Origin of the sequence: Bacillus nitratireducens (assembly GCF_001884135.1) — a bacterium.
Lineage (GTDB): Bacteria > Bacillota > Bacilli > Bacillales > Bacillaceae_G > Bacillus_A > Bacillus_A nitratireducens.
Map to the genome: position 1 here is coordinate 112,864 of NZ_MAOC01000022.1, position 16,752 is coordinate 129,615.

At 32.2% G+C, this 16,752-nt stretch carries 18 protein-coding genes and 2 pseudogenes; 14 read left to right on the plus strand and 6 right to left on the minus strand.

Annotated features, from left to right (window positions below):
- Positions 1 to 9 precede the first annotated feature (9 nt).
- The 5 genes from BAU23_RS09170 to BAU23_RS09190 all read left to right on the plus strand — a co-directional run bounded on the left by BAU23_RS09170 (position 10) and on the right by BAU23_RS09190 (position 4,139).
- A complete protein-coding gene (locus tag BAU23_RS09170) occupies positions 10 to 300 on the plus strand; it encodes an ArsR/SmtB family transcription factor (RefSeq protein WP_000153203.1) in 291 nt (96 codons plus the stop codon).
- A 45-nt stretch (positions 301 to 345) separates the two neighbouring features.
- Positions 346 to 1,296 (plus strand): hypothetical protein, encoded by a 951-nt coding sequence (locus BAU23_RS09175; RefSeq protein WP_071734189.1) that lies wholly within the window; start codon positions 346 to 348, stop codon positions 1,294 to 1,296.
- 391 nt (positions 1,297 to 1,687) lie between these two features.
- Positions 1,688 to 1,837, plus strand: coding sequence for an aspartyl-phosphate phosphatase Spo0E family protein (locus BAU23_RS09180; RefSeq protein ID WP_000424364.1), 150 nt, complete (start codon positions 1,688 to 1,690; stop codon positions 1,835 to 1,837).
- A gap of 112 nt (positions 1,838 to 1,949) precedes the next feature.
- Positions 1,950 to 2,678: an alpha/beta fold hydrolase gene (locus BAU23_RS09185; protein ID WP_071734191.1), complete on the plus strand. Its 729-nt coding sequence runs from the start codon at positions 1,950 to 1,952 to the stop codon at positions 2,676 to 2,678.
- Positions 2,679 to 2,738: 60 nt separating this feature from the next.
- On the plus strand, positions 2,739 to 4,139 hold the full coding sequence (locus BAU23_RS09190; RefSeq protein WP_000860386.1) for a protoporphyrinogen oxidase: 1,401 nt from the start codon (positions 2,739 to 2,741) through the stop codon (positions 4,137 to 4,139).
- A gap of 66 nt (positions 4,140 to 4,205) precedes the next feature.
- Here BAU23_RS09190 and BAU23_RS09195 read toward each other — a convergent pair whose 3' ends face one another.
- Complete coding sequence (locus BAU23_RS09195) at positions 4,206 to 4,754, minus strand: hypothetical protein (protein ID WP_000275246.1); 549 nt, start codon at positions 4,752 to 4,754, stop codon at positions 4,206 to 4,208.
- Between the two features lie 230 nt (positions 4,755 to 4,984).
- On the opposite strand from BAU23_RS09195, the gene BAU23_RS09200 reads away from it, so the two are divergent.
- Positions 4,985 to 5,536, plus strand: coding sequence for a GNAT family N-acetyltransferase (locus BAU23_RS09200; protein WP_000885409.1), 552 nt, complete (start codon positions 4,985 to 4,987; stop codon positions 5,534 to 5,536).
- Positions 5,537 to 5,577: 41 nt separating this feature from the next.
- Here the strand turns inward: BAU23_RS09200 and BAU23_RS09205 are convergent, their stop codons facing one another.
- Both BAU23_RS09205 and cspD read right to left on the minus strand, forming a co-directional pair.
- The gene (locus tag BAU23_RS09205; protein ID WP_000286203.1) at positions 5,578 to 5,763 is read right to left on the minus strand and encodes a cold-shock protein; all 186 of its coding nucleotides are present in this window, start codon (positions 5,761 to 5,763) and stop codon (positions 5,578 to 5,580) included.
- An 86-nt stretch (positions 5,764 to 5,849) separates the two neighbouring features.
- Positions 5,850 to 6,053, minus strand: coding sequence for a cold-shock protein CspD (gene cspD, locus BAU23_RS09210; RefSeq protein WP_000176365.1), 204 nt, complete (start codon positions 6,051 to 6,053; stop codon positions 5,850 to 5,852).
- Positions 6,054 to 6,435: 382 nt separating this feature from the next.
- On the opposite strand from cspD, the gene BAU23_RS09215 reads away from it, so the two are divergent.
- Together BAU23_RS09215 and BAU23_RS09220 are read left to right on the plus strand one after the other, a co-directional pair.
- Positions 6,436 to 7,332: a CPBP family intramembrane glutamic endopeptidase gene (locus BAU23_RS09215; protein WP_000932895.1), complete on the plus strand. Its 897-nt coding sequence runs from the start codon at positions 6,436 to 6,438 to the stop codon at positions 7,330 to 7,332.
- A 17-nt stretch (positions 7,333 to 7,349) separates the two neighbouring features.
- Positions 7,350 to 7,991 (plus strand): AAA family ATPase, encoded by a 642-nt coding sequence (locus BAU23_RS09220; protein WP_000511262.1) that lies wholly within the window; start codon positions 7,350 to 7,352, stop codon positions 7,989 to 7,991.
- Positions 7,992 to 8,027: 36 nt separating this feature from the next.
- On the opposite strand, the gene BAU23_RS09225 is transcribed toward BAU23_RS09220, so the two are convergent.
- Positions 8,028 to 8,789, minus strand: coding sequence for an arginase family protein (locus tag BAU23_RS09225; RefSeq protein WP_071734193.1), 762 nt, complete (start codon positions 8,787 to 8,789; stop codon positions 8,028 to 8,030).
- Between the two features lie 323 nt (positions 8,790 to 9,112).
- Between BAU23_RS09225 and BAU23_RS09235 the strand changes: the two genes are divergently transcribed.
- The 4 genes and pseudogenes from BAU23_RS09235 to BAU23_RS09255 all read left to right on the plus strand — a co-directional run bounded on the left by BAU23_RS09235 (position 9,113) and on the right by BAU23_RS09255 (position 12,470).
- The gene (locus BAU23_RS09235; protein WP_000720252.1) at positions 9,113 to 9,886 is read left to right on the plus strand and encodes a Cof-type HAD-IIB family hydrolase; all 774 of its coding nucleotides are present in this window, start codon (positions 9,113 to 9,115) and stop codon (positions 9,884 to 9,886) included.
- Between the two features lie 102 nt (positions 9,887 to 9,988).
- Positions 9,989 to 10,594: a PRK06770 family protein gene (locus BAU23_RS09240; RefSeq protein ID WP_000853604.1), complete on the plus strand. Its 606-nt coding sequence runs from the start codon at positions 9,989 to 9,991 to the stop codon at positions 10,592 to 10,594.
- A gap of 121 nt (positions 10,595 to 10,715) precedes the next feature.
- Positions 10,716 to 11,132: a MarR family winged helix-turn-helix transcriptional regulator gene (locus BAU23_RS09245; protein ID WP_001065037.1), complete on the plus strand. Its 417-nt coding sequence runs from the start codon at positions 10,716 to 10,718 to the stop codon at positions 11,130 to 11,132.
- Between the two features lie 140 nt (positions 11,133 to 11,272).
- Positions 11,273 to 12,470 (plus strand): annotated as a pseudogene (locus tag BAU23_RS09255) (MFS transporter).
- A gap of 17 nt (positions 12,471 to 12,487) precedes the next feature.
- On the opposite strand, the gene BAU23_RS09260 reads toward BAU23_RS09255, so the two are convergent.
- Positions 12,488 to 13,360, minus strand: coding sequence for a LysR family transcriptional regulator (locus tag BAU23_RS09260; RefSeq protein WP_071734197.1), 873 nt, complete (start codon positions 13,358 to 13,360; stop codon positions 12,488 to 12,490).
- A 129-nt stretch (positions 13,361 to 13,489) separates the two neighbouring features.
- On the opposite strand from BAU23_RS09260, the gene BAU23_RS09265 reads away from it, so the two are divergent.
- Positions 13,490 to 14,533: an aspartate-semialdehyde dehydrogenase gene (locus tag BAU23_RS09265; RefSeq protein WP_000591695.1), complete on the plus strand. Its 1,044-nt coding sequence runs from the start codon at positions 13,490 to 13,492 to the stop codon at positions 14,531 to 14,533.
- 107 nt (positions 14,534 to 14,640) lie between these two features.
- On the opposite strand, the gene BAU23_RS09270 is transcribed toward BAU23_RS09265, so the two are convergent.
- Complete coding sequence (locus BAU23_RS09270; RefSeq protein WP_071734199.1) at positions 14,641 to 15,072, minus strand: hypothetical protein; 432 nt, start codon at positions 15,070 to 15,072, stop codon at positions 14,641 to 14,643.
- A 392-nt stretch (positions 15,073 to 15,464) separates the two neighbouring features.
- On the opposite strand from BAU23_RS09270, the pseudogene BAU23_RS09275 reads away from it, so the two are divergent.
- Positions 15,465 to 16,253: pseudogene (locus tag BAU23_RS09275) on the plus strand (C45 family autoproteolytic acyltransferase/hydolase); the annotation flags it as partial.
- Positions 16,254 to 16,752: the final 499 nt, after the last annotated feature.

Sequence of the window (16,752 nt, forward strand, 5' to 3'; positions counted from 1 at the left end):
GGTAGTTCCATGACTATCAAACAAAATAATTCAGATGAAGAAAGAGTGAAAATTTTTAAGGCTTTGGCAGAGGGGAAACGAATCGAGATTGTTCGTTATTTATTTCGTAATCAAAACAAACATACTTGTGGAAAAATTGAGAGTGCATTAGGAACGAATAAGTCAAATCGATCGTATCATCTCAAAATATTGTTAGAAGCAGATTTAATTCTTGTAGAACGACAGGGGCAACTTAAATTTATAACAGTAAAGGAAGAAATGTTTCAAGAATTTTTACCGGACTTTTTGGCAACTTTATAGATGCTAAAAATCCATTTTTATTAGGGGTTAGAGAGGATAATAGAGATGGAAAATATAAGTGTATTAAAAGGTGGGCTTTCAATTATATCTCAATGTAAAAAAGAAACAAATGATATTTGGCATGCGCATTTTGGAGCAGCTGCAATTGCTAGTTATTTTTTTGCTAAAGATAATAGCATTGATGAAGAAACAACATGTAACATTTATTCTCAAGCGAAAATGATGCTCCATAAGCAAATGTTAGGAGAAACAATTGATAATAAACAAGGTATCGATTTTCAAAGTGCTGAAAAAATGATAATCAAATCTTTGAAACAAACGATTGATGAACTCCATTGGGTCGGTCACAATGTAATTTACGCTTCTTTAAGTTTATTAGCCATTAAGGAGTTGAGTCATTGGGGGAGTAATCAAGATATTAATAATATAGCAAACCTTATCTTATCGTTTCAAAAAACAATTCCCGGTAGGTCTTGGATTGGTTTTACAACTAAAGAAGTAAAACAATTAAGTATAAGTTATGATGAGATTCAAAGTGAAATTAAAAACCCAAAGCAATTATCTAAATTTATTTTAAATGAGTTATCAAAATTTCATGTTATATATAAGGCGGAATCACATCACGATTTAATTGGCCATATGCTTACCTTTTCACATGCGGTTAATATATTATATGACTTAGGGCATATAGAATTATTTCAACGAGGAATAAAACCACTATTAAAGCTAGTTTATGTACTTAGAGAAAGTCGCAATTTAATGTCGAATGCTCAAATAATATTGAATTCTCCTGTAGATCGTTTACCTCTCACAAATGCAAAACAAGTTGATACACTTCCGCTAGATAATGCATTCTGGCTTAAAGACTATAGTGAATTTAATTGGGATTTTGGGCACATATTTAAATTTTCATATAGTTATTTTGATCACTTAACAAGGGTTCCGGAATATAAAAATAAAACAATTGAGAACTTCTGTTTTATTATTAATGAGTAAAAGTGTCTAACTTTAAATTAATAGTAATTGGTACATATTCATAAGCTTCAGTAACATATTTATAAAAATACGAAAGTTTTTGGTAATAACTTATTATATTTTACGTGAGAGGATGTAGAATATGTTTATTTCTGTTACTAGAATGCGTCTAAAGGGAAAAAGCAGGATACGATTCCTAAATGGGATAATTGTAAGGAAGTATTGCATAGTAAGTATGGTAGATAATTGGTGTGATTTGCAAGAAGGGACTTAGTATAAGTCTCTTTTTTGTTAGTAGTATATTATTTTTTCAAATATGTAAGATTTTACATGAGTATGAGGCTTTTACTTATTATGTAAGTAGGCTATACTAAAATACATATATTTTGAAATTGGAGCGAATATAGACGACATGGAATTAGTAAAGTTAGAAAAAGTAATTGAATTGAAAAAAGAAGAATTATTGAATCTAGTCTCAAATTATGGACTTCAACATGAAAAAGTAATAGAGCTCAGCCAAGAAATTGACAAATTAATTAACTGGTTTATGTTTTTAAAATAGAAAGAACTATGACGTGATTTGAATATGTTATAGTTCTTTATTATTTAGTAATAGAAAGGTACTCGATATACAATCAATAAACAGAATATTCATTATAGTAGGAGGAGAATAAATGATTTTACATACGCACATTTCAGGCGAAGGGGAACCAATTGTGCTTTTACATTCTGGTGGGATGACAGGTTTAGTAGAGTTTGAAGAGCAGGTAGAATTTTTTACAGAAAAGCATTTTAAAGTAATTCGTCCTGATTTAAGAGGACATGGCGAATCAGGAGGTACATTAGATAATTATTTTCTTTGCTCTGCAGATGATTTAAATGATACGCTAGAACATTTGCAAATTAATAGTTGTCATATAGCGGGTGTTTCACTAGGGGGATTAGCCGCTTTATTATTTGCAAAAAAATATCCAGATAAAGTGAGGACATTAACCTTTTCAGGTGTTTTTCCAGTTAAGCGAGATAATTGGGAAGAGTCTCAGGAGTATGAAGCAAAGTGTCATCAACAGTTGATGGAAAATGAAGAAGTAGTAACTTATATGAATCAAATTCATGTAAAAAGTGATTGGAAAGGATTGCTTGAATCGTGGCAAGTTAAGGATTGGTACCCATTTCATGAAACGGGTGATGTAGCTAATCTTCAAATACCCACACTGTGTATTGTTGGGGGAGATTCAGAAGATGAAGTTACAGCCGCTACAACTTTTAAACAATTAAACAATAATATACATATTGCCGTTATTCCGTTTGCCGGTCATTTAGTGCATAATGATCAACCGGGAATATATTCGAATATATTGTCTAATTTCTTACAGAATGCGCAAGCTGCTAGTCGGATATAGGGACTTTTGGGTATAATAATAAAGGAATTATTAATTGTATCGGTTAGGAGCGCAGCAAATATGAAAACAGTCGTTGTCATCGGTGGAGGTATTACTGGACTTTCTACTATGTTTTATTTAGAAAAATTAAAGAAGGATTATAATATAGATATGAATTTAATCCTTATTGAGAAAGAAGAGTATTTAGGTGGTAAAATCCACAGTGTGGAAGAAAATAATTTTATTATGGAATCTGGAGCAGATTCTATCGTTGCTCGTAATGAACATGTTTTGCCGCTTGTAAAAGATTTGAATTTAGAAAATGAAATGGTATATAACGAAACAGGTATTTCATACATATACTCTGATAACATATTACATCCAATTCCTGCTGACACTATATTTGGGATTCCTATGAGTGTTGAATCATTATTTAGCAGTACACTAGTCTCAAAAAAAGGGAAAATCGTTGCTTTAAAAGATTTTATTACGAAAAATAAAGAGTTTACAAAGGATACATCACTTGCTGTATTTCTAGAAAGCTTTTTAGGGAAAGAGTTAGTGGAAAGACAAATTGCGCCTGTACTTTCAGGTGTATATTCTGGTAAATTGAATGAGCTTACTATGGCATCTACATTACCGTATTTAGTGGATTATAAAAATAAATACGGAAGTATTATTAAAGGTTTTGAAGAGAATAAAAAACAATTTCAATCAGCAGGAAATAAAAAATTTGTATCATTTAAAAGTGGACTATCTACAATTATTAATCGCTTAGAAGAAGTGCTGACTGAGACTGTCATTAAAAAAGGTGTTGTAACGACTGCTGTAAGTAAAAAAGGTGATCAATATGAGATTTCTTTTGCAAATCATGAGACAATACAAGCTGATTCTGTCGTTTTAGCGGCTCCGCATGATATCGCACAAAATTTATTACAGTCTTATGAGCTAAACGAGAATTTTAATAAATTTAAAAATTCATCGCTTATAAGTATTTATTTAGGCTTTGACATACTAGATGAACAACTACCGGCTGACGGAACAGGTTTTATCGTAACGGAAAACAGTGATTTGCATTGTGATGCTTGCACATGGACAAGCAGGAAGTGGAAACATACATCGGGTAAACAAAAGCTATTAGTAAGAATGTTTTATAAGAGCACTAATCCAGTATATGAAACGATCAAAAGTTATAGTGAAGAGGAATTGGTACGAGTAGCTTTATATGATATTGAAAAGAGCCTTGGAATTCAAGGTGAACCAGAAGTAATTGAAGTTACAAATTGGAAAGATTTAATGCCGAAATATCATTTGGAACATAGTCAAGCAGTGCAATCATTAAATGAAAAATTGACGGCTCTTTATCCAAATGTATACTTAGCTGGAGCTTCATATTACGGTGTCGGAATTGGTGCTTGTATTGGAAACGGAAAGAATACTGCCAATGAAATAATTGCGACATTGAATGAGCAGTCAAAATAATAATATTGAATACATATGAAAATAAAAATGTCCCTCCAACATAATGGAGGGACATTTTATTTGTAGTTACTTCACATTAATTGAAATCTTTTTATGATTGGCTTTATTATTTTTAATAGTTAATGTTATTTCTCCAGATTCTTTAAAGGAGTACGGTGAGAGTTGATAAAGTTCTTTAATATTATGTTCTTCTTGTAATTTATTTGTAGGTATTATTGTTATATTAGGTTTCCATGTTTCCTGTTTTCCTGAAGGGTAGGCTACTACTATTTCTGGATTACTTAATTGTATTGTTTCCCAAGAGGCAAAATATAGTTTAACTTCTGCATCTTTTTTTAGTAATTCTTCTGAGAAATAACCCAATTCACCAACATTACCGAAAACAGTAAAATTTTGATTTTGCAATTCAATATTTAAATATCTAGGTTGATATGTCGCTGCGTGATAAATTCCGTATGAAAGAGAGATTGTGGCAGCCGTTAATATACCAACTGAAAATGTCTTAAAGCTATTTCCTTTAAAACTAGTCATCATGAATGAGTTTGGTGTGAATTTTTTTGCGAATAAAAAAATGAGTAAAATGAGCAAGAGGGATAAGCCAATGAAAATATACATAAAGTTTAAGCACCTCCGTCAGAAGTATTTACTGTTTTTCTATATTTTAACATGAGATGGTATTAATTAGGGGTGGTCTTTAGAGGGGAATTAATAAATACAACGAAGTTATATATTATTAAGAGGATAAACATCGCTAGAAATATTTGATTTGTGGGACATTGAGGACTTTCCTAATTATAAATACTTTTTCTGCTATAATAAATGAGTAGAGAGAAAGGAGTGATCCTATGGCATTTCCTATGTTAGAAACAGAACGCTTGCGCTTAGTTGAAATAGAACAATCTTATTGTCAAAAAATATATGAAATATTCTCATTAGATGAGGTAACGTGTTATTACGGTATGAATTCTTTTACTGAGTTTGGACAAGCTTCACGTATGATTGAATCTTTTTCGAAAAATTACTTTGAGAAAAAGGCGATACGTTGGGGGATTGTATTAAAAGAAACAAATACTTTAGTAGGAACAATTGGATTAAATAATTTACAACTTTGGAGTAAACGATCTGAGATTGGATATGATTTACACCCTCGTTATTGGGGGAATGGTTTTGCTTCAGAAGCTGCTCGAGAAATTATTGCTTATGGATTTCGAGATTTAGGTTTATTTAGAATTGGAGCTATTACATATCCTGAAAATATAACTTCGTGTAATATGTTATCTAAATTAGGTTTTCAAAAGGAAGGACTGTTACGCGGATACATTCATCAAGGAAATAAACAACACGATGCATTAATGTATTCTGTTGTGCGAACAGATCTAGAGGATAATCATTATTAATAAAAAGCCCCTCTTAATAAAATAAGAGGGGCATGTAAAAATTAACCTAACTTAGGTAATAAACGTTCTCCGCTTTTCATGCTACTTTTACATAAAGGGCATTTAGGCTCTTCTTCAAATGAAAAGTTCTTTCTCATCCATCCTAAACAATCCTCTGATTCACATTCCCAAACAGGTGTTTGCTCCGGTGGTACTTCTGCTACATCGTTCTTTCGATTGCGATACATGTAACCACTCCTTTTATGTAAAAATTTTTAGTTATATATTAAAAAGGTTGTTAACCGAGCTGGTAACAACCTTTTTATTGTTTGAATTATAGCTTTACAACGTTTTTAGCTTGAGGTCCACGGTTACCGTCTTCAACTTCGAAGCTAACTTCTTGACCTTCGTCAAGAGATTTGAAGCCGTCGCCAGTGATAGCTGAGAAGTGAACGAATACGTCGTTACCGTCTGCAACTTCGATGAAACCGAAACCTTTTTCGCTGTTAAACCATTTTACTTTACCTGTTAATGTCATGGTAATGCCTCCTAAAATTTAAAAAGATTACAATATGATCGGCCTTATTTGAATGAAAATAAAAGTTCACATATTATCAAAAACCCATAAGGAGTACGAAATGGTCCTGATTGATACTTGATAATATGCAAAGAAAATATATTGTTAAATTGACCTTAATTACTATCTTACAACAAATGGTGTGAAATAGCAAGTGCTGGTAATACCAGTGAATAAATTGGGTGATAATGGTAAAAAGCACATAGACATCTCTTTTATTTATATATTATTCCTAATCTGAATATATTCCAAACAGAAATCATTTATATTAAAAAGTATGTTTAAGGGAAACGATATATATTTTAAGAATACAGATGATCACAATAATAAGGAGGATAGAATATTGCTAAATAAACAATTTAAAATAATTGAAGCAGCAAAAGAAGGGAGAAGAAAAGTTCATCCTGTTTTCGCTGTTATACTTGCTATTGTATTTTTGACTTTAGGTGAATTATTTATGTTATTTATGCTGTTTTTACCGAAAACAGAAACAACCTTTATGAAGGCAATTTATAGTAATATTGAGATGATATTAACGTTTGGTGGGGCTATATTTTTTGTGTTTTTATGGATTAAATTTGTAGAGAAAAGGTCATTTTCATCTATTGGTTTTTGGAAAGAGAAATGGATGAGAAAGTATTTGAGAGGTGCATTTATAGGGTTTATTTTCATTTCGATACCAGTAATTGTACTCGTGTTAACAGGAAATGTAAAACTACAAATGCAAGAAATTACGATGACAGCTATATTTGGTATTGTAGGGTCTTTAGTTGCATTTTTAATACAAGGGGCAACTGAAGAAATTGTTGTACGAGGGTGGTTATTCCCAGTTCTCTCTGTTAGAAGCCGAATATGGATTGGGATTGTTGTGACTTCTTTTTTATTTGGTTTTCTTCATTTACTTAATCCAGGTATTACAATTCTTTCAATATCGAATATAATATTAGTTGGTGTATTTGCAGCTTTTTACGTATTAAAGGACAGTAGTCTTTGGGGGATTTGCGCATGGCATTCCATTTGGAATTGGGCACAATATAACGTCTTTGGTTTTGCAGTAAGTGGAATGTCAATGTATTCTACACCACTTTTTAAACCTGTAACAAATGGCAATGAAGTCCTTCATGGAGGCTCATTTGGGATTGAAGGTAGTATTATTACAACAATCATGCTTTCTATCGCTTCAATTGTTTTATGGAGACAGTTATGGGGGAGAAGAGTGAAACAACGAGATTTTAGTTAAGGAAAGTGGGAGAAACTATGGGGATTATAGCGTTTGAGGGAGCTAGTGCTGTTGGTAAGAGTAGCACATGTCGTGAACTAGAAAAAAATTATGATGCATACATTATACCTGAAGTGAATTTTTTATTTGAAAGACCGAAAAATGAACATAGAACATGGTATTTTGAAAAACAAGTAGAGCGTTGGAATATAGCGGTGCAGAAGTCGCAGCAATATGAATTAGTAATACTTGATGGAGACATTTATCAGCCACTTAGTTATAATTGGTGTTTCCATTTTGAAATATTTAATCAACCATTATCTTTAATAGAAAACTTTTATAAAGAAAAACTGATACATAAGGAAATTGGTTTTCCCGATCAATATTTTTATTTATATACGAATGATGAAGAACTTAGAAAACGGAAAGAATCTGACGAGACGAGAAAAAGAAGAAATTTTGAAAAACATTTACATATATCAAAATCGCTTCAACGTTATTACGAAAATTTAAATACTGTTACAGACGGGTACTGTAAAATGATTGACGCGGAAAGTGTAAAATCGAATGAATTAGAAATTGTGAAAAGTTTAAACAGTTTAAATGTGTGTGAAGAGAGACGTTTTGATGTTTCGAGATTAGATGCTATTACGAAGTGGTTAAAAGAACATCGTGCATAAAAACAACGAGTGCCTTATAAGGCACTCGTTGTTTTTTTATGTATTATATATTGATTTTAAAATTTGTAAGTTTGCTTTTTCATTTTTTTTAATAGCATTTGTATATTTAGCTAGAAAGAGCTGAGACGGATAAACCGGTATTTCACCACAAATATCAATACCATAGACATTTTTATTCCTAATAAGAGAATGAATACATTTTAAAAGTGTAGAGAGTTTCATATGTCCTTGATCCCAATTTGTAATAGTTACTTTTGAATCTAAAACATCTTTATCAATGCTTACATATATAGTCTCTGTATGAATATGCGAAAGTATTGTATGTGCAGAAACTTCATTAGATGTATTTATCAGGAACACTTCTACGCATGAATAATCATTAGAATGAATTGTTAAAGAAGAAGGTCCAATAATAATTACTTTCTTTAATTTCGGGTTGTTTTGAAGAGCGAATGATACCCATGACCCGCAAGAAATAAGAGTATGATCATTTTTTTCTTTTAAGTTCATGTCAGTGTGATGATCAAATAAAATAAGGCCAAATGGTTCATCTATTTCTTTTAGTAGCAAATAAGTTACATAATGATAATTTCCAGAACCGATAAAGGTGATTCCTTTTTGTTTTCTACGATATAACTCCCGTTTTATACGCATTAAAGAAGGAGTCTCGCAATACAGGTTTGAGTGCTCTAAATGACTAAAATCAATATCTTCATGTGAATAAGAATGAAGTTTATTTTGTAATAAATATGTATTATCAAAGTTTAAAAAAGTTAAACCGCTATACAATAAACTCATATTTATTCATCTCCTTTATATTTAGGCTAGCATATATTTTTATGAATTTGAAACGAAATGCTTAGAGGGGGAGTTGCATTTGAAAAAGACGGGGGATTTTGACGGAATAATCTTTCAATTTATAAAGAAAAGAAATACAATATAAGGAAATACATATATGATTCAGGGAATAGAAAATATGTAATAAACGAAAATGAATTCCGCTATTTGCGGGAAATTAGACTCAAAATTCAGCGGAGGTCAACTACCCGTAAAGGCTCGATTGCCTCAACGAATAATCGATGTTTCGAGTTATAACTTGTGAAGGAGGAATAAATATAAGCATGAAAAAGATTATTATTTCAGATCTTGATGGGACCTTATTAAGAAGTGATAAAACAATTTCAGAGAAATCTATTAATATTTTGAGGGAATGTAAAAATAATGGAGACGAATTGATTTTTGCTACAGCAAGGCCTCCAAGGGCTATAAAACAGTATATTCCCAACGTGTTAAAAAGTGAGATTATCATTTGTTATAACGGAGCTCTAGTTCTTAAAGGTAATGATATTTTATATGAAATGAAGATTTCTAAAAATGATATTTTAGAAATTATAGAAATAGCAAAAAAGTATAATCTTCATCAGATTTGTCTTGAAATAAATGATAAGCTGTACTCAAATTTTGATGTTACTGATTATTTTGGTGATGTGCCGTCTGAAGTCATGGATATAAGAAAGTTAAACTTTGAAAAAGCTTCTAAATTAATTGTTTGTACTCATGGCTCAATAAATAAGGAGTTCACTAAGGAATTGCCCGATGAGTGTAAGGCAGTCATTACAGATAACGGAACATTGTGCCAAATTATGCATACGGATGTTTCAAAATGGAATAGTATTCAGCATGTTCTACAGTACTTAAATCGAGACGTATCAGAAGTAATTGCATTTGGAGATGACTACAATGATATGGAAATGATAGAAAAGTGTGGGATTGGTGTAGCGATGAGCAATGCTGTTGAGGAATTAAAATCTGTCGCTAAATTTATTGCCAAAAGTAATGATGAGGATGGAGTTGCTACATTTCTAGAAAGTAATAGTTATATTTATGTTAATTAGTATGAAAAAATGAATTGCAGTATGTTGCGAAAAAAGAGAAGCTACATCTGTTTTTGATAGATAAAAATTATGAAAAGGGCTATGTGGGAGGAAACAGGCGAGATGAAAACACTATTTAAAGTATTAGGGATTATCGCGGGGATGGTAGTAATTGGGGTAGGTTTAACATATGGGATATTGTATTATTTGAATCACAGTAAACCAGCTGCGAAAAAGGAATCACCAGCCGCTCCGGCAGTAGAAGTGCTAGCTGATAGTAATGTAAAAGCTGAAGATGCAAAGCTTTTAGAAAATGGCAATCATTCATTACCGAATAGCGGTTTTAATAAAAATTTTAAGTGGACAGATGAGAACATACAGACAGCACTACATGAAATGGCACATCAAAAAACGAAAGCTGATCAAAAATGGGGCTATATTTTTATTACACAAGAACGAATTGAAAGTTTACTTGAAATTATAAATAGTAATGATGTTGCACAAAAAAGTACATATGTGGATATTTTAGAACGATGGAAACAAGGAAAATATGAAAAGGTTGATGTGGACCACAACAAGATTTGGAAATTGCAAAGTGGGAATTTAGGAGAAGGGAAAGGAGTAATGTCAGAAAAGGAGCAACAAGAATTAATTAATCAAGTTTTTATACAAAAAGGTACATATTCAGGTAGTAAATTAATTGCAGGTGAGGTACAAGCTAATAAATAATATACATATTGATTTTGAAACACCTTTGTGGGTATAAATGCAAAGGTGTTTTTATTGACACAAGAAATAAATGGGAATATGATTCATATGTGAAATAAATTAGAGGGGCTTAAATATACATATGAATAACAGAGAGCTTTACGGAAATATTCGTGATGTTTATCATTTACTCCAAAGAAATTTAGATAAAGCAATTGAACAATATGATATAAGTTATGTTCAATTCGGAGTAATTCAAGTACTCGCAAAATCTGGGAAAGTATCCATGTCAAAGTTAATTGAAAACATGGGGTGTGTTCCAAGTAATATGACAACAATGATTCAACGGATGAAGCGTGATGGTTACGTTATGACAGAGAAGAACCCCAATGACCAACGTGAAACGCTCGTTTATTTAACTAAAAAAGGTGAAGAAACAAAAAAGCAAGTAGATGTGCAATATAGTGATTTTTTAAAAGAGAACTGTGGTTGTTTTACGAAAGAAGAAGAAGAGCATTTAGACGCTTTATTATTAAAGTGGAAGAAGCATTTGAATTAAATATAATAAAAATGTAACATTCTGTTACATTTTTATTTATATAAATACTTCATATATGAAATAAAAATTAGTGCAACAAAAAAAGAAGGGAGATAATTATAAGGATTTATTTCATATGTGAAATAAAAGGGGAGTTTTATATGGAGGTAAAGTCGATGATACGTATTTTGGCAATTGTAGCTTTTTTTGTCGGGCTAGATTCATTACTTGTGGCACCTTTATTACCAGCTATTACAGAAACAATCAGTATGCCTGATGGGAGTGGAGGACTTTTAATTACTATTTATGCGCTTTGTTATGGAATAACGGCACCTTTATTCGGCCCCAATGTCTGATAGAGTTGGAAGGAAACGTATGATCATAATGGGGTTTGTTATCTTCTCCATTTCTACATTTTGTACAGGAATAGCTAAGAATTTTGAAATACTTTTATTATTTCGTGGTCTAACAGGTTTAGTCGGTGCAATGATTATGCCAAGTATATTTGCATTAGTAGGAGATAAAGTTACATATGAGTCAAGGGGAAATGCAATGGGAACGATTATGGGAGCAATGGTAGGTTCGACAGTCATCGGAGTACCCATAGGCGCATTTTTATCTGAAGTAGGAAATTGGCAGTGGACATTTTATTGTATAGGACTATTAACTTTATTTATTACATTACTAGTTAATCAGCTATTAGAAAACGAAAAACCGAGAGATGAGGTGCGTGTTTCTATAACGAAGACGTTGATTGCATCGTTAAAAATGGTTTTAGTAAATGTATCAATTTTATTTGCATTATTAGCAACGTTCCTATGGACAATTGGATTACACGGAATGTTTTCATACATAGGTGTTTATTATGGAAGTAACTTTGGACTTTCTGTTGGCGAGATAGGGATGGTCATCTTTCTGGCAGGAATTGGTAGTTTAGCTGGGAATATTTTTGGTGGAAAGTTAGCTGATAAAGTAGGAAAGAGGAATGTTGTTTCCATTGCCAGTATTTTAGCCTCAATTAGTGTAATGATATTCTCGCTTTCTATAGAAAATCTAGCAATTGCAATTACTGTACATATAATTTGGAGTTTATTTATTGGATTTGGTCAAGCATCATTAACGGCTTTAATTTCAGAATTAAAACCAGCTGTGCGAGGGACTGTGATGGCATTAAATAGTTCTGCCATGTATATTGGAATGACCATTGCTTCTGGAGCAGCTTCACTTGCAGTAAGTAATGGATTGTCGTTTTCTTCTTTAGGAATTATGTGTGCAATTGCTAGTTTACTAGTTCTTCCAATCGTATATGCTTTAGTTAAAGAAAAGGAAACGTCTAATAAAAAGAAAATGACTATATAAGTTAACTACTATCTCTATTATATTTTTGTCTTTTTTAATAATGTAAGAAACGATTGTAAAACGGGTGAAATCCATCTAGATTTATGATAGATTACATGGCTTTGAATAACTGTTGGAGTTTCGATAGGCTGATAACAGAGTTGCTCTTTTTGACAACTTTCTTGTACAACGATGTAAGGAAGAATTGAAATTCCTAACTCACACATCACGGATTGTTTAATGACTTCAACATTGGAGGTTTCAAATGTTTTAGCTGGAATAGTCCCGCTTTGACGTAAAAAACGATCTACCATCGGTCTATAGCCGCAGCTTTGTTCTGTAAAGATAAACTGGGTATCCTTTAATAAACAAAATGGATTAGAGTGTGTTGAGTAATGAGTAGGTAAAATCCATCCAAATGTTTCATTACAAAAAGTACGCGTAATAAAATCATTATGTTCCATACTTTCTCCAATTATGAAAATAACATCTGTTTCTCCTTCACGCAGCTTATTCATTGCTTGTTCGTTTGTAGTTGTTTCCAATACGATATTTACTTTCGGATTTTCCTGTTTGTAAGTACGTAATAATTGTGGTAAACGATACACTGCTAATGACTCGTTAGAGGTAATTGTTAATGTTCCCTCTAAATTATCATTATTTTGAGGGATTTCTTGCGCTTTTTCATAAATAGCAAGTAATTCTAAGGCATAAGGATGAAATTGATGACCTGCTTTTGTAAGAAGTACTTTTTTCCCTAATCGATCGAATAGAGGAATGTTTAAATCGCTCTCTAATGATTTAATATGGGCGGTCACTGTAGATTGCGCATAACCTAATGCATGAGCAGCTTTAGAAAAGTTGCCATATTTAACAATGGCACAAAATGTTTTAACATGTCTCATTTCCATAAGCAATCCCTCTTTTATTATTATGATTTGTGAATGATTATATCATGTATTTCAATTTTCCAAATGATTAAATTCTTTATAAGATGAAATTGTAGCAATATTCATTTAAGTGATATTGGAGGAGAAAAGATGATCAAAAAAGGTTATCATGTAGCTGTTGTTGGAGCTACAGGTGCAGTTGGGCAGAAAATTATTGAACTGTTAGAGAAAGAAACTAAATTTAATATAGTTGAAGTTATATTACTTTCATCAAAACAATCCGCTGGTAAGGTAGTGCAATTTAAAGGACGAGAGATAATTGTACAAGAGACAAAAACAACTAGTTTTGAAGGTGTAGACATTGCATTTTTTAGTGCTGGAGGAGAAGTTTCTAGACAATATGTAAATCATGCAGTTTCTAGTGGCGCAATCGTAATTGACAACACAAGTGAATACCGAATGGCACACGATGTACCACTCGTCGTTCCAGAAGTAAATGCACATACTTTAAGGGAACATAAAGGGATCATTGCAGTTCCGAATTGCTCAGCACTACAGATGGTAACAGCTCTTCAGCCAATTCGAAAATCATTTGGTATAGAACGAATTATTGTTTCAACGTATCAAGCCGTATCAGGCTCAGGAATTCATGCGATTCATGAATTAAAAGAACAGGCTAAGTCAATGCTTACAGGTGAAGAAGTGAAGAGTACTATATTACCAGCGAAAAAAGATAAGAAACATTATCCAATTGCATTTAATGTATTGCCGCAAGTGGATATATTTACAGACAACGATTTCACATTCGAAGAAGTAAAGATGATTCAAGAGACGAAGAAAATTTTAGAAGATCCAAATCTGAAAATGGCAGCTACTTGTGTCAGAGTTCCAGTTGTATCGGGGCATTCTGAATCGGTTTATATTGAACTTGAAAAAGAAGCGACCGTTGCAGAAATTAAAGAAGTACTACTGAATGCACCAGGTGTTATTTTACAAGATAATCCTAGTGAACAAATTTATCCAACGCCATTATATGCAGAGGGTAAAAGAGATACATTTGTAGGTAGAATACGCAAAGATCCGGATACGCCAAAAGGATTCCATCTTTGGATTGTTTCTGATAATTTATTAAAAGGTGCGGCTTGGAACTCAGTTCAAATCGCAGAGACATTGGTGGAAAAGGGGATTATTTAGTATAAATTTATTTAAACATTGAAAATAGGAGGATATATGGGGAAACCGTTAATTATAATGGTTTCCCATTTTTACTTAATGAGTATTCTCCTAACTTCAATTTGAATTTAATTTAAGTTAGTTTTTATAGTGTTTTTATAAATATCAATTTTATTTGCAGAGAATTTTAAAGATCTAGGCTCTCCATTAATTGTGAGATAAATATTAATGGAGATTGGCATCTCAACCTTTTTTACTATATCTTCTATAGCAATATACTCATTTTCTTTTTCGTTATAAAAAACAATGGAACTAATTAATACCTCGTTATTTTCAATATCAATACTACACATCATAGGGGATTTCTCATCATTATGTATGATTAATTCGCCCAGTACTATTGAACCGTTTAATTCTTCTGTGAGATTTATAGTTTCCACTGGTTTTACCCACGTTTCATTGCACTCTTCATTTTCCTCTTCATCTATTGCCCATTCCCATATTGGGTTTTGTTTTAAGTCTTCAATGGTTAATTCGTCAACGGGTTTGCTTTTACTCATATACAATTACTACCTTTATCATAATAAATGGATGATTAAAAAATTTTCTTTCTTTAACTGAACAATATGGCCATTTGCATCCCTTTGAAATACAAGTTTTCGCATTTTCATAATCAGTTGAACGCCAATAAATAGGTTCAATGTAGAGTTTATTCCATTTGATATTATTTTAACTAGTTTCGAAATACTGTACTCATCCTAATAACCTCTCGAACACTTGTTCTTACAGTAATTTTAACAATGTTTTGAGTAGGTATCAAATAGTTATTAACTGACCTGATTGAAAAGGAAAAAGGATTGTTAAGGTATGTGGAAAAGAGCGAAAAACATCAAGAATGAACAAAAAGATTTCGGTATGATATGGATATATTCAATGTGAGGGGGAATTTAAGGTGTATCAAATAAAGGGGTATTTTTCGTCACTAAAAGGAAATTATTATGAAATTGGTAAGCAACAAGGAGAATTCGTAAAGAAACATCCGTATCTCATTCCACAATTTATACAGCAAGAAAATTTAATATGGGATAACCATTGGACAGAATCTAGAAATGTACTAAAACAATATTGTCCAGGAATTAATGAAGAAATTGAAGGCTTTTGCGAAGTATTGAAAATTCCTTCAAAGAATATGATGTATTATTATCAGACACTATTAAAAGCAGGTTGTAGTCATTGTGCAGTATTGCCTAAAAAAACTGATTTAAAGCATACATATGTATTAAGAAATTTTGATTTATCACCTAAAATAGATGATATGCGTTTTTGTTCGACGCATATTGAAGGTGCATATGCACATAGTGGCTTTTCTACTCAATATTTCGGCCGAACAGAAGGAGTTAATGAGCATGGGTTATCTATTACATTTTCAGCATGTGGTCAACCTGTAGGGAATATTGAAGGTTTAAGAAAACCGTTGGTAAATGGTTTGCAATGTTTTGCGGTAATTCGAGTAATATTGGAGAAATGTAGAAATACGCAGGAAGCTACATCATTAATAAAAGAAATGCCTATAGCAAGTAATATTAATATAATTGTAGCGGATCCTTTAAACGCAGCACATATTGAAATATTTGACGGGCATAAATCAATAACAACAATTAATGAGGAAAGCCAAGCTTTTATCGTATCAACAAACCATGCAGTCAGTTCACCTATTCAGAAATTAAATAATAGGAAATTGGCAAGTGGGGTACAATCGTTGGAAACTGGAAAACTAATTTGTTAGTTTTGTTCGATGGGGAAATAGAAGCGTACAACGGCCACCCTTATTGGGAAATTGCTTACTTCGATGAAGAGGGCAATGTGGTTCATAGCTGTCAAAAGGGAGAGTATGCGATATAAGTAAAAAAGGACGAGCAGTCGTACCTACTGTCCTTTATAGGAGAAAAATTATTCTGGACTAGAACTACGAATAACCAGAAAACGCGCTTTTAACCAGTGTTGTCAAAGATGTAATAATCTATGCAACAAAAAAGCTTAGTCGGAATTCAAAACACCAAAATGGCTTGCATTGGTAAACAGGCTCAAAAGTAGTATATGCAAAATGAAAAATTCCATACAAAAAGCAGACAACAATTTTGGTTGTCTGCCAGTGAGTCGAATGAGTTAGCTAATTGTGATAAATTGCTTTCCCATTACAAGAAGAGTGAAGCTGCTAGTTCAAACAGCTTGTAGGTAGT

What these genes read in the sequence shown, in the direction of transcription:
- BAU23_RS09260 (WP_071734197.1), bottom strand. Translation starts at nt 13,360, where the DNA reads ATGGAAATGAGACATGTTAAAACATTTTGTGCCATTGTTAAATATGGC.
- BAU23_RS09205 (WP_000286203.1), bottom strand. Translation starts at nt 5,763, where the DNA reads ATGTATCGCAATCGAAAGAACGATGTAGCAGAAGTACCACCGGAGCAA.
- BAU23_RS09270 (WP_071734199.1), bottom strand. Translation starts at nt 15,072, where the DNA reads ATGAGTAAAAGCAAACCCGTTGACGAATTAACCATTGAAGACTTAAAA.
- BAU23_RS09200 (WP_000885409.1), top strand. Translation starts at nt 4,985, where the DNA reads ATGGCATTTCCTATGTTAGAAACAGAACGCTTGCGCTTAGTTGAAATA.
- BAU23_RS09185 (WP_071734191.1), top strand. Translation starts at nt 1,950, where the DNA reads ATGATTTTACATACGCACATTTCAGGCGAAGGGGAACCAATTGTGCTT.
- BAU23_RS09225 (WP_071734193.1), bottom strand. Translation starts at nt 8,789, where the DNA reads ATGAGTTTATTGTATAGCGGTTTAACTTTTTTAAACTTTGATAATACA.
- BAU23_RS09265 (WP_000591695.1), top strand. Translation starts at nt 13,490, where the DNA reads ATGATCAAAAAAGGTTATCATGTAGCTGTTGTTGGAGCTACAGGTGCA.
- BAU23_RS09180 (WP_000424364.1), top strand. Translation starts at nt 1,688, where the DNA reads ATGGAATTAGTAAAGTTAGAAAAAGTAATTGAATTGAAAAAAGAAGAA.
- BAU23_RS09175 (WP_071734189.1), top strand. Translation starts at nt 346, where the DNA reads ATGGAAAATATAAGTGTATTAAAAGGTGGGCTTTCAATTATATCTCAA.
- BAU23_RS09220 (WP_000511262.1), top strand. Translation starts at nt 7,350, where the DNA reads ATGGGGATTATAGCGTTTGAGGGAGCTAGTGCTGTTGGTAAGAGTAGC.
- BAU23_RS09240 (WP_000853604.1), top strand. Translation starts at nt 9,989, where the DNA reads ATGAAAACACTATTTAAAGTATTAGGGATTATCGCGGGGATGGTAGTA.
- BAU23_RS09190 (WP_000860386.1), top strand. Translation starts at nt 2,739, where the DNA reads ATGAAAACAGTCGTTGTCATCGGTGGAGGTATTACTGGACTTTCTACT.
- BAU23_RS09245 (WP_001065037.1), top strand. Translation starts at nt 10,716, where the DNA reads ATGAATAACAGAGAGCTTTACGGAAATATTCGTGATGTTTATCATTTA.
- BAU23_RS09235 (WP_000720252.1), top strand. Translation starts at nt 9,113, where the DNA reads ATGAAAAAGATTATTATTTCAGATCTTGATGGGACCTTATTAAGAAGT.
- cspD (WP_000176365.1), bottom strand. Translation starts at nt 6,053, where the DNA reads ATGACATTAACAGGTAAAGTAAAATGGTTTAACAGCGAAAAAGGTTTC.
- BAU23_RS09170 (WP_000153203.1), top strand. Translation starts at nt 10, where the DNA reads ATGACTATCAAACAAAATAATTCAGATGAAGAAAGAGTGAAAATTTTT.
- BAU23_RS09195 (WP_000275246.1), bottom strand. Translation starts at nt 4,754, where the DNA reads ATGTATATTTTCATTGGCTTATCCCTCTTGCTCATTTTACTCATTTTT.